This window comes from Burkholderia anthinoferrum, from assembly GCF_002925705.1.
Classification (GTDB): Bacteria; Pseudomonadota; Gammaproteobacteria; order Burkholderiales; family Burkholderiaceae; genus Burkholderia; species Burkholderia semiarida.
In genome coordinates, this window is record NZ_LFZP01000072.1 from 1 (window position 1) to 15,469 (window position 15,469).

Here is a 15,469-nt window from a genome sequence, read left to right on the forward strand (position 1 = left end):
CTTTTTTGATAGGAGACCTGATCTTTAGGGCGATCGGAACACCCCGTGTCGTCGCAGATCCGTACCGTGCTGCTGGTAATGGACGGATCCTGCGCGCAGGCGGCCAACAGCAACAGCAGCCCCGGTGCGAGTAAACGGCGATACATGGGTACCATCCTCAAGTTTTATTGGCGCCGTATTGCTTTGCGCGCTCGCCCCGCGAGCATGCCCCCGGCCGGTGCGGGGCGCGGTGAATATCGTCCGCGGGCCCCATGCCAAGGCTCTCTCAGGTTCTCTTTTCGGCTTGACGCATCGTTGCAGCGTGGGATCGGGCGGAAAGCGCAAACGGAAATCCACCCCGGTTCCGTCTCTCAATCCACGCAATATCGACTACGGCTCACTCGGTTCAAATGATACATATCGGTCTATCCAATAGTCAAGACGACTCGATAACACGTTTGCCGCGTGAAGCATGCCGAGCCGGAAGTACCGTCAGACAGGGTCGGGAGGCCAATGTCATCGAGCGGCATGATGCTAGAATAATCGGTCTATGCTGCTGAAACATCGAGGAGGAAGCCGTTCGTGCGAGCCAACAAACGCCAGCTGGTGGTAGACAAAGCGACCGAACTGTTCTCGAGGCACGGATTCCATCCGGTGGGCGTCGACTGGATCATCGACGATTCCGGTGTCGCCCGCATGACGCTGTACCGGCATTTCGCGAGCAAGGACGAGCTCATCCGCGAAGTGCTGGTCCAGCGCTACGACCTGATCGTCGGCAGCATCGACGCGCAGTTGCAGCACGTCGTCGATCCGGTCGAACGCGTCAAGACCATCTTCGACTGGTACGCGGCGTGGTTCAGGACACCCGAATTCGCCGGCTGCCTGTTCGAGCGGGCGCTGGCCGAATTCGGCACCGCTTACGCGCCGATCTCGGACGTCGCGATTCGCTATCGCCGCAAGATGGTCGAATGGATCGGAGAACTGATCGCCGCGCTCGTGCCGCCCGAAACGGCAAACCGGCTCGCGACCGTCTTCATGATGCTGCTGGACGGCGCCACGGTCGAAGCCCGGGCGTTCAACGATTCCGCGGCGGCCGGCCGCGCGTGGCAGGCCGCGCATGCCCTTCTCGAACAGGCGATGCACGCGGCCGGCTCGTCCGCGGACAGTGCGGGCAGCCCGACGTAACGCCCGCCGCACACCGCCGTGTGGCGCGCCAACCGCGGTCGGGGCGCCGGGGCACGACGTGCATGACCGGATGCGCTGACCGGTTTCGCGCGAGTGCGGCAATCGCATGCGCCGAATGCAAACCGGGTGCATGTCGATCGATATGACATCCGGCAGCGGAATCGGAACGGCCTCACGGGCAGCGGGCAGCGGAAACATAAACGGCCAGGCGGCTGCGCGTTCGCGTCCCGATCGATGCGTCGCCCGCTTTTCGTTTCACCGGAACGTCATTGTCGCTGCCCTACCATCCACCTCGGTTCGCGAAACGCACCGCCTCCCATCGCTCGCGCGCGGGAACGAATCGTGCTCACACGCCAGCCACCCGGATCCAATTTATTTTCTTTGACGGATACCGTATTACCAGCGAATATTCGCGTCGATCAAGCAGTTAGTACCGCTCAAAAACAACACGAGACGATGCTCGCTCATGCAGTCGGGGACGTTACGCTGTTTCGCCAACAGATACGTGATCGAAGGGGAAGAAATGACGCCGTTTTCCCAGGATGTGAGCATCAAGCAAACCGCCGCCGTCTCCAAGGCGGCCACTCCGTCGCCCGTGTTCTGGAAAGCGGGGCCGCTCGTCGAAGCCGCGCCGCCCGAGCCGAAATCCGCAACGCCGGACCTGCGCGATTTCTTCGCCGCCGCCGCGCTGCAAGGACTGCTGTCGCGCGACGCCGGGCGCAACGTGTCGACGATCGCCGACTACGAATCGAAGCGCGCGGTGAGCGCCTATCGGCTCGCCGACGAAATGCTGAAAGCGCGATGAACCGGCACGCCGGCCGGCGCCGGTCGGCCCCGCCTGCAAACCGCTTTCAGCGCGGCGACGGCGGACAGCACGACCTGGCTGATCGCCAGCGCCCGCATCGAATCGATGCCCGTCCCGACGACCAACGCGGGCGACATCGTGACGAACGTGCGCAACCAGACCGGAATCCCGGGTCCCACGAAGCCCTGCACGATCATCTGCCGGGGCCGTCGCGCAGACAAATGACAACCGCTTGAAAATCCGGCAACGAAAGGTGCAGGTCACGCGATGCGCGCGTGTCGCGCAACGAGCGCCAGCAGCGCCCGCCGGAAGCCGCTCCCCCGCTCCCATTCCGCCGCACGCACCGGCCGGCATCGCGCATACCGGGGACTTCCGGCCGGCATCGGGATCGGTTCGTGCTGGTTGGACTCGGCGAATCCCGCGCAATCCTTTCCACGGAGATGCCATGTTCATCCACAACACACGGCTTCAGTACACGGTGCGCGTCGGCGCGCCGAATCCCGGCCTCGCCAATCTGCTGCTCGAGCAGTTCGGCGGCCCGCAGGGCGAACTCGCCGCCGCGATGCGTTATTTCACGCAGGCGATCACCGAGGAAGACCCGGGCCGCAAGGACATGCTGCTCGACATCGCCACCGAGGAGCTGAGCCACCTCGAAGTGATCGGCTCGATGGCCGCGATGCTGAACCGCGGCGCCAAGGGCGAACTCGCCGAAGCGGTCGACGAACAGGCCGAGCTGTACCGCAAGCTGCACGGCGCGGGCAACGACAGCCACGTGACGCAGGTGCTGTACGGCGCGGGCGCGCCGCTGACCAATTCGGGCGGCGTGCCATGGTCGGCCGCGTACATCGACACGATCGGCGAACCGACGGCCGACCTGCGCTCGAACATCGCGGCCGAAGCACGCGCGAAGATCATCTACGAGCGGCTGATCAACGTGACCGACGATCCGGACATTCGCGACGCGCTGGGCTTCCTGATGACACGCGAGGTGTCGCACCAGATGTCGTTCGAGAAGGCGCTGTATGCGATCACCGCGAATTTCCCGCCGGGCAAGCTGCCGCCGAAGGCGCCGTACGATCACGTGTACTTCCGGATGCAGCCGGATGCCGCGCCGCTGGTCGGCCCGTGGAACCACGGCGGCGAACTGGAAATCCGTCCCGCGGAACCGGCGGTCGACGGCGGCAGCGGAATTGCCGAGGGCATGCTCGACGCGCAGCAAGCGGAGGCCATCGAGGCGATGGCGCAGCGGCTCGCGTCCGATCCGGACAGCGACCCGGTGACGGGCGCCGAGCTCGGCGCGGGGCAGCCGGCTCCTCAGGGCCGCAAGCCGGGCAAGCCGGACAGTGCCTGAACGGATGTGTCCGGCCGTACGACGAGGACGCCGACGCGCCGGCGAAGCGGCAGGAACAACGGCGCGCCCGACGCCTCGCCGAACGGGCGGGCGCGTTCGGCGCGCATCACGCGCCCGTTTCGCCCGACCGGTTCTGGTCGCCCTGGTCCGCCATCAGATACTGGATGACCAGCGTCGGATCGGCGATGTCGAGAATCAGGCGGCGCATCACACGCTTGCGCATATGGTCGTCGTCGAGCGTCCACGGCCCCGCCGCGTCGCCGAGGTAGCGGCCGATCGCGCCGCGATGATCGCCGTCCGGAGGCAGGCCGAGCCGCGCGGCGAGCAGGCCCGCGATCACGTCGTCGATCTCGACGTTCAGCGGCCTGGAATCGATCGAAAGTTCGAGCTTCATCGTCGGTCTCGCAAACATGAAAAAACGGCGCGACGCGCCCCCGCTGTCGCGCGCGCCGGCAAAAGCCGCTCCGGCCAGCGGCTGTTCGACCATCGCAGGCGGGCCTGCGACGCAGGTCAGTAGCCGAGTTCGGGCGCGGAGGCCGGCTCGGCGCTGTCCTCTTTCGGTGCTTGCGCGACGGTCGCATCGGTCGTCAGCACCAGGCTCGCGATCGACGCGGCGTTCTGCAGCGCGGTACGCGTGACCTTGGTCGGATCGACCACGCCTGCCTCGACCAGATCGCCGTACTCGCCGGTCGCCGCGTTGTAGCCGAAGTTCCCCTTGCCCTCGAGCACCTTCGAGATCACGACCGACGGTTCGTCGCCCGCGTTGGCCGCGATGACGCGCAGCGGCGCCTCCAGCGCGCGCAGCACGATCCGGATGCCGGCGTCCTGGTCCGCATTCGCGCCGCGGATGTCCGACAGCGCCGCACGCGCGCGCAGCAGCGCGACGCCGCCGCCCGGCACGATGCCCTCCTCGACCGCGGCGCGCGTCGCATGCAGCGCATCGTCGACGCGATCCTTCTTCTCCTTCATCTCGACCTCGGTGACCGCGCCGACCTTGATCACCGCCACGCCGCCCGCGAGCTTCGCGACGCGCTCCTGCAGCTTCTCGCGATCGTAGTCGCTCGTCGCTTCGTCGATCTGCACGCGAATCGACTTCACGCGCGCCTCGATGCGCGCCGCATCGCCCGCGCCGTCGATGATGATCGTATCGTCCTTGCGCACCTCGACACGCTTCGCACCGCCAAGATCCTCGAGCGTGGCCTTGTCGAGCTGCTTGCCGGTTTCCTCCGAGATCACCGTCGCACCGGTCAGGATCGCGAGATCCTCGAGCATCGCCTTGCGTCGGTCGCCGAAACCGGGCGCCTTGACGGCGGCGACCTTCAGAATGCCGCGCATCGAATTCACGACGAGCGTCGCGAGCGCTTCGGCCTCGACATCCTCGGCCACGATCAGCAGCGGCTTGCCGGCCTTGGACGCCGCTTCGAGGATCGGCAGGAGGTCGCGGACGCTGGAGATCTTCTTGTCGTGCAGCAGAATCAGCGCGTCGTCGAGATAGGCCGCCTGCTTCGCCGGGTCGTTGATGAAATACGGGCTCACGTAGCCGCGATCGAACTGCATGCCTTCGACCACGTCGAGTTCGTTCTCCAACGACTTGCCGTCCTCGACGGTGATCACGCCGTCCTTGCCGACTTTGTCCATCGCATCGGCGATGATCTTGCCGATCGCGTCGTCGGAGTTCGCGGAAATCGCGCCGACCTGCGCGATTTCCTTGTGGGTCGAAATCGGCCGCGACAGCTTGCGCAACTCGTCGAGCACCGCGCCGACGGCCTTGTCGATGCCGCGCTTCAGATCCATCGGGTTCATGCCGGCCGCGACGTGCTTCATGCCTTCCTGCACGATCGCCTGCGCGAGCACGGTGGCGGTGGTCGTCCCGTCGCCGGCCACGTCGGCCGTCTTGGACGCGACCTGCTTGACGATCTGCGCGCCCATGTTCTCGAAGCGGTCCTTCAGCTCGATTTCCTTCGCGACCGACACGCCGTCCTTCGTGATGACGGGCGCGCCGAAGCCGCGTTCGATCACGACGTTGCGGCCCTTCGGGCCCAGCGTCACCTTCACCGCGTCGGCCAGCACGTTCACGCCCTTGACGATCTGCTGGCGGGCGCCGTCGCGGAATTTCACGTCTTTTGCACTCATTTTCTTGCTCCGGATACAGTCGTTGAACGGGATGCCGCGCGCATCGGGCAGACACCCGTGCGACGCGGTCGAATCGGCATTCAGGCCGCTTTCCTGGCGGCCTGCGATTCGGGTTCGAGTACGCCCATGACGTCCTCTTCGCGCATCACGAGCAGTTCCTCGCCGTTCACCTTCACGGTCTGGCCTGCGTACTTGCCGAAGAGAACCTGGTCGCCGACCTGGAGCTGCAGCGGGCGCTGCGAGCCGTCCTGGAGCAGCCTGCCGCTGCCGACCGCAATCACTTCACCCTGCTCGGGCCGTTCGGCGGCCGAATCGGGAATCACGATGCCCGAGGCCGTCGTCCGCTGCTGTTCGATTCGCTTGACGATAACCCGGTCGTAGAGGGGACGAATCTGCATTTTCATCTCCTGAGCGATGAGATCACCTGAAAAAGGGAATCCGCCGGCGCCCGCACGCGCAACGGCTGCGCTGCGCCGGCGTGCCGTCGATTGGCGAAAAGCGAAATAGTGGCGTGGCCGGCGCGCTTCAAGAGGGCGATGAATACGCATATGTAACAAAATGTTTCATGGCGAAAACGGCGTTCGTGCAACTGTCGGGGTTCCCGCGATGCCCCGTCACGAGCGTCGACACGGCGTCGACGGTCGGCGCTCCAGGCCACGCGAATCGTCGCGCGACGACGCTTGAAATCCGCGCGTCCCATCCTATTTTGGTATCGCTCAAGCAGCCGCGGCTTACGCGCTGCGTGTTTCGATTTGTTTGTCAGCGAGACCGCTCGCGGATCGACGAACTGGAGCGCGTGGTCCGGTTCGTCCTCCGTGCGGGGTCCAACCGGGAGCGAATCATGAACGATCCTTTCTTCATCTTCGATCGGCTGCCGGGGGTCGGCCGCCGACCACGACGCGCCGCCCGCGTCGTCACGGGTCTGCCGGCCGGCCTGCGGATAGCGCGCAACGGCACCGGTCGCTTCGCGCCGACCGGCGCCCGGATACGTTTGACACGCAAGCCATTCGTGTTGCGCGGCGCGGGCCAACCCGCCGCGATCGGCCGGCCGAAGCCGCCGCGCCGTCGGGTCGCCGCGCCCGGACGCCTGCTGCACCCTGTTTCGTTTTTCCGCGTCACGCTCGCCGGGGGCGGCTCCGCGCGCGACGGGGGGCGGCCATGTTGAGCCCGCACGAATTCGCGACGCTGATGCTGGTGTGCCAGGCGCCGGATCAGCTCGACATGAATCGCGCCGAACTCGATGCGTTGCTCGAACGGCAACTCGTCATGCTCGAGCACGGCGCCCCCGGCCGCCGACGCGCGCATCTGACGAAGAAAGGCCGATCGATTCTCCACGCGCTCGGGGCCGACATCCAGTCGCGCCGGGGCCACGAGCCCGCCGCGCAGCGCGGCGGTCAAGGCGAAACGCCTGTCGCACTATCGGACGAGGCCGGATGATGCGGTGCCCGGATGGCGGACGGGTAGCATGGCAGCGCCCGAACGCGGTTCCGGTCGACACGTGCCGCTCGACACGAGCGGCACGCGATCCGGCAACCGGCCGCCCCCACGCTACTTCGCTCGAAGCAAACCCGCGCTGCCGTTCAGTTCAGCCACGGATCGTGCACCGCTTGCTTCACTCCGCGGCAGAGATCGCGTCCAGACGAAAGCCGCTCTTTACGATCGGCGACGCAATGATCACGTAGCTGAAATACTTTTCGATACCGATATCGCGTTTCACCAGCCCTTCCATCAGGTCGCGGAAGTGGTCGATGTCGCGTGTGACGAACTTGAGCAGATAATCGTAGCCGCCCGTCGCGTGATGGCACTCCATGATCTCGTCGATGTCGCTGATGGCGTCGATAAAACGCACGAAGTCTTCGCGACGATGGTCGGTGAGGGTGATCTTGGCAAACACGATCTGAAACGCGCCGATCTTCTCGATCCGCACCGTTGCGCCGTAGCCCGTAATGAATCCCGCGTTCTCGAGCCGCTTGATGCGCGTCAGGCACGGGCTGGGCGAAAGCCCGACGGCGTCGGCCAGCTCGACGTTGGTCATGCGACCGTGATCCTGCAACTCGGCCAGAATGCGCAAGTCCAGCCGGTCAAGTGTGCAATCCGCTTTCATCTCCGCCCTGCGTTCGTTCAGTCGGGTGCCTCCGGACGAGTGCCTTCGCACTCGCGCCAAGACGGATAGTAGCCGACCGGCCGGCATGACGAAATTACGATCTTGCGTTCTGTCCCCGGCACCCGGCAGCGCGCCGTTTCACACCGCAGAAGCTGCCGTCGATCGCGTCGAAAACGCGTGGAATCTTGTTTTTCTCGCCGCGCAATTCGGCTGAATAGCGCAGTCGCCCCCGTTTAAATTTCACGTATCGACGTTGCCACCGACGCTTGCCCGAAGCGGCTCGCGGCAATCCTCTTCACTCAAGAATTCCTCATGGGGATTCGCCACTCATCGAGATTGACGACATGATCGACTTCGAGCCGAAGTTCATAACTTTCGATTGCTACGGCACCCTCGTCAACTTCCGAATGGCCGACACGGCTCGGGAAATCTATGGCGATCGTCTTCGTGGCGACGCCATGGAAAACTTCGTCAAGCTGTTCGCCGCCTATCGTCGCGACGAAGTGCTCGGCGCATGGAAACCGTTTCGCGACGTCGTCGTCAATTCGGTGCGCCGCACGTGCGAGCGCATCGGCGTCGCCTTCGTCGAACGGGAGGCCGAGCAGTTCTATCTGGCCGTGCCATCCTGGGGACCGCATCCGGACGTGCCCGAAGGGCTCGCGCGCCTCGCGAAGAAATACAGGCTGGTCGGTCTGAGCAACGCGGACAACGCGCAGATCATGAGCAACATCGAGAAGCTCGGGGCGCCGTTTCATGCGGTCATCACGGCGGAAGACGCCGGCGCTTACAAACCGCGAATGCAAGGATTCGAATACATGTTCAGGAAGCTCGACGTGCAGCCTCACGAAATCCTGCATGTCTCGTCCAGCCCGCGCTACGACCTGATGACCGCGCACGACCTCGGTATCGTCCACAAGGCCCATGTGCTGCGCGGCCATGAGCCGGAAGCGCCGGAATACGGTTACACGCCCGTCAAAAGCATCATTGAACTGGCCGAGCATCTCGGCCTGTGAGCAAGTCGCACCGCCCCGGCGCCGTCTCCGACGGTTGCCGCGGGCTCGCCTCGCGCGTTTCCAATGATGCCGTTCCCCAGGCCGAGCGCTCGTCAAAAATGTCCCGCACCAGTGTCGTCCACTTCTCTCGCACGGAGCCGCCGTTGTCCACGTCCCCTGCTTCCGGCGGCACGCACCGCGCTGCTTCGGCTGCCGCCGACACACTGCCGGGCAGCGGCCTGTCGGTGGGCTTCACCCGTCTGGACGAATCGGACGCGGTCGCGATCACACGCCGCATTTATGGCATCGACGGATCGGCCACACGGTTCTCGACCGAGAAGGACGACACCTTTCGCATCGATGCCCGCGACGGCGCGCGGTACGTACTGAAGGTCTCCAATCCGGGCGAGACAGCCGAAGAGCTGGATTTGCAGGTCGCCGCGATGCGGCACGTCGGCGCGGTCGCGCCGCGGTTGCCGGTGCCGCGCGTGATACCCGGTACGGCGGGGCAGCTTGTCGTCCCGCTCGCGTTACCGGCCCATCCGCATCGAACGGCGAGGCTCTACAGCTACCTCGAGGGCATGCCGCTCGACAAGCTGCATGCCGACACGGTCGATCATTACGAGATCGGTGAAGTGCTGGCGCAGTTGCAACGGGGGCTCGCCAGTTTCCGTCATCCAAACGAGCATCGGGTACTGGCGTGGGACGTCAAGCACTTGTCGAGCCTGAAAGGGCTGCAAACCCATATCGCCGACCCGTTGCATCGCTCGCTGATCGAGCAGGCATTCGCCCGCTTCGCGATGATCGAGCCTGCCCTTCGGGGTTGTCGCACGCAGGTCGTACATAACGACTTCAACCGCTCGAACATCGTCGCAAACCCGGGCGGCCCGCAATTCGTCAACGGGATCATCGACTTCGGTGACACCGTGCACACCGCGGTCGCCATCGACGTCGCCACCGCGGTCATGAACCAGTTTCCGCTCGACTTCGACGCCGACGCGCCGCATGACCTGTTCATTCAGGCGCGCGAGCTTCTGCGGGGCTATCTCGCGCATGCTCAACTGAGTGCCGAAGAACTGGCCTTGATTCCACACCTGGCCATGGCGCGCGTCGCGGCGCGCGCGTTGCTCACTTCATGGCGTGCGATGCTGTTTCCGGAAAACGAAGCGTACATCCTGCGTTTCACTCGTCCCGGATGGGAGCATCTGCGCTGGTTCATGCAGCGCGACCACGAAACCGTTTCGCGTGCGTTGCTCTAGTTTTTCCTTCGCCCGCTCACCTCACCCGCCCTGATCGACCTATGAACACGACATCGACACCGACCACGCCGGCCGAAGCCGCCGATACGAGCAAAGCCCCCGACGCGCTGCGCGGCGACATGCCGAACGGCTTCAATCCGTCGGCGATCTCCCACCTCGATGCCGCCACGCAGGCGCACATCGCTCGCCGGCTACGGCTGCTCAGCCCGTCGTATCGACTGTTCTACGCCGAGCCGGTGAAGATCGTGCGCGGCGAGAAGGTCTATCTGTACGACGATCGAGGCAACGACTATCTCGATGCCTACAACAACGTCGTCTGCGTCGGGCATGCCAACCCGCGCATCGTCGACGCCATTGCCCGTCAGCTCTCGACGCTCTGCACGCATACCCGCTACATGCAGGAGCCGATCCTCGACTACGCCGAGGCCCTGCGCGCGACGTTCAATACGTCGATTCGCGACGGCCAGATGATGTTCACCTGCACGGGCTCCGAAGCCAACGATCTGGCCATGCGCATCGCGATGCACTACACCGGCAAGACGGGCGTCATCGTGACCAGCGAGGCGTATCACGGCAACTCGCATCTCACCTCGGGCTTTTCGCCGTCGCTGGGTCGCAAGGCGCTGCTCGGCCCGTATGTGCGAACGGTGCCTGCTCCGGATTCCTACCGTGTGCCGCTGCCCGAGATCGGCCGGCGCATGGCCGAGCAGGTCGCGTTGCAGATCGAGGACATCTGCCGACACGGCGGCGGTCTGGCAGCGTTCATCGCCGACTCGTTCTTCTCGTCGGATGGCGTATTCGCGTACCCGACCGACGTGCTGGCGCCGGTGGCCGAAGTCGTACGCCGCGCCGGCGGCCTGTTCATCGCGGACGAGGTGCAGTCGGGTTTCGGGCGCAGCGGTACGCATATGTGGGGGCACGAGCGTCACGCGGTCGAGCCCGACATCGTCACGCTGGGCAAACCGATGGGCAACGGCTATCCGGTGGCCGGGCTGGTGGTGCGCCCCGAGATCGTCGCCGGGTTCGGCCAGGACATGCGCTACTTCAACACGTTCGGCGGCAATTCGGTGGCCATCGCCGCCGCGCAGGCCACGCTCGACGTGCTGCGCGACGAACGGGTGCTGGACAACGTGCAGCGGGTCGGTGCGATCCTGCTGGAGGGGTTGAACGCGCTGGCACGAAAATACGAATGTATCGGCGACGTGCGCGGCACGGGCCTGTATTTCGGCGTCGAGATCGTACGCGACCGCGCGAAAAAGGACACCGACATCGCGACCGCACTCGAGATCGTCAATGGCTTGCGCCAGCGGCGCGTGCTGATTTCGGCAACCGGACCGGACGCGAGCGTGCTGAAGATCCGGCCGCCGCTGGTATTTGGCGCCAACGACGCCGACCGTCTGCTGACGGAGCTGGACGCGGTGCTCTCCGCGCTGTAGTCGGTCGTATTCGGCACTCGATGCAGGGGGCCGCTCCGGGCGGCGCATGAAATCGCTCAGGCGCCTGCCTGGCCGTCCGCCACCGGCGAGACATCACGATTCATTTAACTTTGAATTGTGGCTGTACTGTCAGCCAATGCCCGCAAGGCTTTCCGCTGTGGCCCCTAAAACGAAACTTCCCGTACCGCAGTCCGAACACTAAAAAAACACTAAAAAGCAGACGCGACACGTTCTGAGCGATGGAGCACGCCCACGCATCCCGATGAAAATCCGTGGTGCTTGCTGCGGCCTCGCCACCTCCGGCGGCACAATGTCTCTCGCCGTGCCGCCTACGGCGACCACTTCTCCGACACCGAAGCTGTGACATGTCGCTATACAGCTGCGCCGGTCAATCTACGCATCTTCCCGCACGGGGTGGGTCAGATCATATTCTCACGGAGCGAATCGATATGGATACAGATGCCATCATGCACCACGGCGCGCGAAAACTGGATAGCGTTAGCCCGCGTAACAGCTCTAAGTACCGTTTCATCGTACATCACCAACGGAATGCGCCTAGGTGTGCAATCATGCCCACTCAATTGTCAATCGGCAGACGGAAGCCTTGTTGCGACGGCGTTTCCGCGCAGTCGGGCAACGACGATCCCGTCCACGATACCGATAAATTCAGTCGGCTGTTGTCGGCTTTGGATAGCGTGCATCGGAGCATCACTGCGCACCTTCTATGAATGATCCACCAACGCGCGATATCTCAAGACGATTCCTGTCGAGGTACCGTCGTCGCTACCGTCAAACTCGATCCAGCGCGATCCAGGCGGAGCCCGCAAATGCCATTCACCTTAACTCCGGCTGCACCCTCGTCCCAGACAGCGTGCAACATGTGCTGCTACCGTTGTGGAAGGAACACAGTGGCCTGCTTCACGCGTACTTCCAAGGCACATAGAAGCCTGTGAACCTCTGCCCCGCGTGGCTGCGAACTGTTCGTCCCTGTACCGCTGCATGGCATCGGCCATGTCTACCCTGCATGAATGTCTGCATCAGCCGGAGCTGGCTTGCCAACCTGCCTAGGTGATTCACCGAGCATCGCGAGTGCCGTATCAAAATATTGGCGGCCTCCCCATAGGTGGCAATCGCCAATGACGTACAAATAGCTTTTCGCGCGAGTAACTGCCACGTTGAGCAGGTTCGGAGCTGCCGCGGCCCAATCTATCGCTCCAGTCTGTTCCACATCACAACCTAGCACGAAGAAAACCACCTCGCTTTCCTTGCCCTGGAACGTGTGGACCGTGCCGACCCGCTTCTTTACCCATTCACCCAGCTTGTCCGGCGCACGCATTCCCGTTCCTGACAGCGCGGCACGCCACGCTTCATGATCACCCAGAAGTGCAATCAATCCCTGCTTGACCTGCCTGAACGGCGTGATGACGAAGGCATCAGGTAGTTCCGGCCGCTCCGCATCCGTCAGATCCGGTGCTTCGATGTACAGCCTGACCAGCGCTTCTAATACGCGCTGTCCTTGCGCAACGATGTACTTCGTTCCATCACGGCTATCACCGGCTACATGCCACCATGCGCTATGACCAAGCACGCCATGCGCGGAGGGTTTGCCCTTCTTCGCGTGCTTCATTCTTCCATCATAGGCAATTGCATTGGCAATCTCGAACATTGGGGTCGCGCAGCGCCGGTGCATGACGAGTGGAATACCGATGAACTGATCGCGCTCAAGAGGATGTCGCACACCGTGTGGATAGCACCGGTCAGCCAGCGTCTGCACGGAGTGTACGTCCACCGCATAACGTGGACGCCGCTCCTGCAGCCAATACTCGCCGAGGCGCATCAACAGGCGCGTAGACTGCGTAACTACTGGCTCGATCTGGAGAGGATCTCCCACCACAACCACGCGTCGAGCACGCATGATCGCGCCAACGGCCGCCTGCGGTACCGCCTGCCCAGCTTCATCGACAATCAGCCAACCCAGATCCTCCGGCCCGATCCCAGCGAACTGTCGCCGGAAAGACGCGAAGGTACTCGACACTACGGGCACCAGCATGAAGAACCATTGCCACAGGATCTTGCGCGCTTCGCCAACTGGAGGTCGTGAAAGCATCCTGGACAGCGCGAAGATCAGGTCATTTGTCTGGGCCTCGTGGAAGAACGCCTCGTGCAACGCCATGGCTGTAGAAAAAAGCTCGTTGCGCAGACCATTCAGCTTATCGCTCTGCCAGAAAGCTCGGGCCTGGCAAACCTCCTCTGCAAGCTCAGTGCCCTGCCATACAGTCACACCTGTCTGCTCAAGCAGCGACCTTACGGTCCGCAGTCTGTCGCATACGACTCGAAGGGAGAAGGCAGCTTCCGCCGTCTCGCACCATCGTCGATATAGATCGGGGCGGAGCCATCTGGATAACCAACGCATAAAGGACGGGCCAAGACGTCGCTCAATCAGCTCGGTCTCCCTTTCCAGCTCTCGCATCAGCCGGTCCAGGCGATCCAGCGTCGCTTCATCCGTATCCGGACGAAGCAGATCGGGACAGCGCTGCGTTACGTTTGCCCACTTTGTGTCCAGCTCGTTCAACGCCGCATCGAGCGCTTCGAGGCGCCCATGCTCCGCCTGCCAAGCCGCATGCGCGGTGTTAAAGCGTTCCTGCATCGCGCGAAATCCCGGACGTGCGCCACGCGTTTTTTCACGGTACCGCCAGTAGGTCATCGCGCCCACTGCATCCCAGCTCGGGAAATCGACTTCACCGTTCGACAGAAACCGGTCCGGCCGATCATCCGGTTTTGCAGCACGGTTCGAAAACACATCACCAAAACGGGTGCGGTTGGCCCGCTTGCCTAACGCAGCCGAAACCAGCCCCCAAACTGGCTCTTCGGGCGCCTTCCATGCCCTCGTCGCATGGCTGCCTGCGTAGCGCGTTGCGATAGGTTTGAAGTAGCCCAGCGTTTCGCGTTGTGCGGAATCGAGGTGCCGACTCTGCGGCAGTTCGAGTGAGAGATTTTCTACTGCGCCATTGTTGCTGGAGGCCACCACGACCTCGAAGCCCGTTAGCATTGGCGACAGAACTGGCAACGTATGAGATTTCCCACCTGCGAAGACGGCTTCGATGGTCGCGCTGGACAAGCCCGCCTTCACCCCATCGAGCGACGCTAGCACCCTCGCCCGCTCGACCACGAGATGGGCAATGAGATCCCGCAGCAGCGTTGTCTTTCCTGTGCCTGGCGGTCCGTTTACCGCGACGATTTCGCCCTCACCCAACGTCTTCATCCTGTTCAGCGCGTATTGCTGCATCAGCGCCTGAAAATTGCCAACGGGAGATGGCCAACGCCCGCCGATTCCGTTGCGAGGCCGCAGCGTTTCAAGAATGGTCCGCTGGCCATCGGGCGCGTCCAGATCGAGCTTCGAAGCGTCCTGTAGGGAGAGATAAGTCTTCAGCGCGCGCGGGACACGCGGTCCGTCCAGCTCGCGCTGCGCCTGCATCAGATCATGCATGTAGAAGCTGTTCAGGATCGGCAGGTCTCGTTTTTCATCCTCTTCCTGCTGCTCCTTGGACGATGCATCGGTGGACTGCGCGGCGGTGATGCTCTCATCCTTAGGTCGGGTCTGCGCCTCTGCCGGTTGCGCTCCCACTGACGATATGACCATCCAAGCGAGGCCATCGCTGAGTGGAGCGTAGCGTGCCCATTCATGGAGCCGCCGTACCATCGCGACCAATTGCTTCGCATCAAAGGGTTGGTCTTCGGCGACTAGCGTCGTCAGATCCTCCCTCAGGGCGATCAGGCTTGCTTCAAACGCCTCCGCACACAGATCTTCCAGCGCTCCACTTTGCAGGCGACCCAAAGCCCACGGCAAAGCCGACACGCTCAGGCTATCGGCATTGACCCGTCCGCTTTTTCCCAGCTTTACTTTCGCGAAGCACGTCAAACCCTCGGGGGCCATTTCCTCATCGCGAATCTGGTCGATCACGGAACGTGCTTTCGACCTCGCCGCAACAGTGTGTTCGACCACGGACGTGGCCTGCACCACGTCAAATGGAACTAAGTACAATTCACCCGACTGTCCGGACACCTCGTCCCAGCCATGAATCGACCCAGTGCTCGTCGATCGGATGCAAACCGTTTTCCGATTCGCGTCTCTGGCCTCATCGAGCTGATCATCGAGGCTGTAGCTGTTGAAGAATTCGACGCTGTGCCAGTAGTCGAGGATCCGGGATATCTTTTGAATCGTCAC

The 15,469-nt window shown here is 63.4% G+C and carries 14 protein-coding genes and 1 pseudogene; 8 read left to right on the forward strand and 7 right to left on the reverse strand.

Annotated elements, in window-relative coordinates; all coding sequences use genetic code 11:
- Positions 1-146, reverse strand: a pseudogene (locus C5F75_RS36605) (sel1 repeat family protein); the annotation flags it as partial.
- Positions 147-561: 415 nt separating this feature from the next.
- Between C5F75_RS36605 and C5F75_RS35190 the strand changes: the two are divergent.
- Entirely contained in the window at positions 562-1,164 is a 603-nt protein-coding gene (locus C5F75_RS35190) for a TetR/AcrR family transcriptional regulator (protein ID WP_060314561.1), read from the forward strand.
- A 523-nt stretch (positions 1,165-1,687) separates the two neighbouring features.
- Entirely contained in the window at positions 1,688-1,969 is a 282-nt protein-coding gene (locus C5F75_RS35195; protein WP_059578822.1) for a hypothetical protein, read from the forward strand.
- Here the strand turns inward: C5F75_RS35195 and C5F75_RS37740 are convergent.
- Entirely contained in the window at positions 1,933-2,166 is a 234-nt protein-coding gene (locus C5F75_RS37740) for a hypothetical protein (RefSeq protein WP_059578824.1), read from the reverse strand. The genes C5F75_RS35195 and C5F75_RS37740 overlap by 37 nt on opposite strands.
- A 248-nt stretch (positions 2,167-2,414) precedes the next feature.
- Between C5F75_RS37740 and C5F75_RS35205 the strand changes: the two genes are divergently transcribed.
- Positions 2,415-3,320, forward strand: coding sequence for a manganese catalase family protein (locus tag C5F75_RS35205; RefSeq protein WP_059578827.1), 906 nt, complete (start codon positions 2,415-2,417; stop codon positions 3,318-3,320).
- Between the two features lie 106 nt (positions 3,321-3,426).
- Here the strand turns inward: C5F75_RS35205 and C5F75_RS35210 are convergent, their stop codons facing one another.
- The 3 genes from C5F75_RS35210 to C5F75_RS35220 all read right to left on the reverse strand — a co-directional run bounded on the left by C5F75_RS35210 (position 3,427) and on the right by C5F75_RS35220 (position 5,851).
- Positions 3,427-3,714, reverse strand: coding sequence for a hypothetical protein (locus C5F75_RS35210; protein ID WP_059578902.1), 288 nt, complete (start codon positions 3,712-3,714; stop codon positions 3,427-3,429).
- Between the two features lie 116 nt (positions 3,715-3,830).
- Entirely contained in the window at positions 3,831-5,453 is a 1,623-nt protein-coding gene (groL, locus tag C5F75_RS35215) for a chaperonin GroEL (protein WP_104013463.1), read from the reverse strand.
- 80 nt (positions 5,454-5,533) lie between these two features.
- Entirely contained in the window at positions 5,534-5,851 is a 318-nt protein-coding gene (locus tag C5F75_RS35220) for a co-chaperone GroES (RefSeq protein WP_034209415.1), read from the reverse strand.
- Positions 5,852-6,018: 167 nt separating this feature from the next.
- On the opposite strand from C5F75_RS35220, the gene C5F75_RS37480 reads away from it, so the two are divergent.
- Both C5F75_RS37480 and C5F75_RS35230 read left to right on the forward strand, forming a co-directional pair.
- On the forward strand, positions 6,019-6,618 hold the full coding sequence (locus tag C5F75_RS37480) for a hypothetical protein (protein ID WP_258048633.1): 600 nt from the start codon (positions 6,019-6,021) through the stop codon (positions 6,616-6,618).
- Positions 6,612-6,890: a hypothetical protein gene (locus tag C5F75_RS35230; RefSeq protein ID WP_104013464.1), complete on the forward strand. Its 279-nt coding sequence runs from the start codon at positions 6,612-6,614 to the stop codon at positions 6,888-6,890. The genes C5F75_RS37480 and C5F75_RS35230 overlap by 7 nt, the downstream gene beginning before the upstream one ends.
- 175 nt (positions 6,891-7,065) lie before the next feature.
- On the opposite strand, the gene C5F75_RS35235 is transcribed toward C5F75_RS35230, so the two are convergent.
- Positions 7,066-7,557, reverse strand: a complete 492-nt coding sequence (locus tag C5F75_RS35235) for an Lrp/AsnC family transcriptional regulator (RefSeq protein WP_059578837.1) — start codon at positions 7,555-7,557, stop codon at positions 7,066-7,068.
- A 344-nt stretch (positions 7,558-7,901) separates the two neighbouring features.
- On the opposite strand from C5F75_RS35235, the gene C5F75_RS35240 reads away from it, so the two are divergent.
- The 3 genes from C5F75_RS35240 to C5F75_RS35250 all read left to right on the forward strand — a co-directional run bounded on the left by C5F75_RS35240 (position 7,902) and on the right by C5F75_RS35250 (position 11,244).
- Positions 7,902-8,570, forward strand: a complete 669-nt coding sequence (locus C5F75_RS35240; protein WP_104013465.1) for a haloacid dehalogenase type II — start codon at positions 7,902-7,904, stop codon at positions 8,568-8,570.
- On the forward strand, positions 8,567-9,808 hold the full coding sequence (locus C5F75_RS35245) for a phosphotransferase (RefSeq protein ID WP_219817257.1): 1,242 nt from the start codon (positions 8,567-8,569) through the stop codon (positions 9,806-9,808). Before C5F75_RS35240 ends, C5F75_RS35245 begins: the two co-directional genes overlap by 4 nt.
- Before the next feature lie 119 nt (positions 9,809-9,927).
- Entirely contained in the window at positions 9,928-11,244 is a 1,317-nt protein-coding gene (locus C5F75_RS35250) for an aspartate aminotransferase family protein (protein WP_181035515.1), read from the forward strand.
- Positions 11,245-12,259: 1,015 nt separating this feature from the next.
- Here the strand turns inward: C5F75_RS35250 and C5F75_RS35255 are convergent.
- Positions 12,260-15,469 carry a DEAD/DEAH box helicase gene (locus C5F75_RS35255; protein WP_181035514.1) on the reverse strand — a complete coding sequence of 1,070 codons (3,210 nt, stop codon included), beginning with the start codon at positions 15,467-15,469 and terminating at the stop codon, positions 12,260-12,262.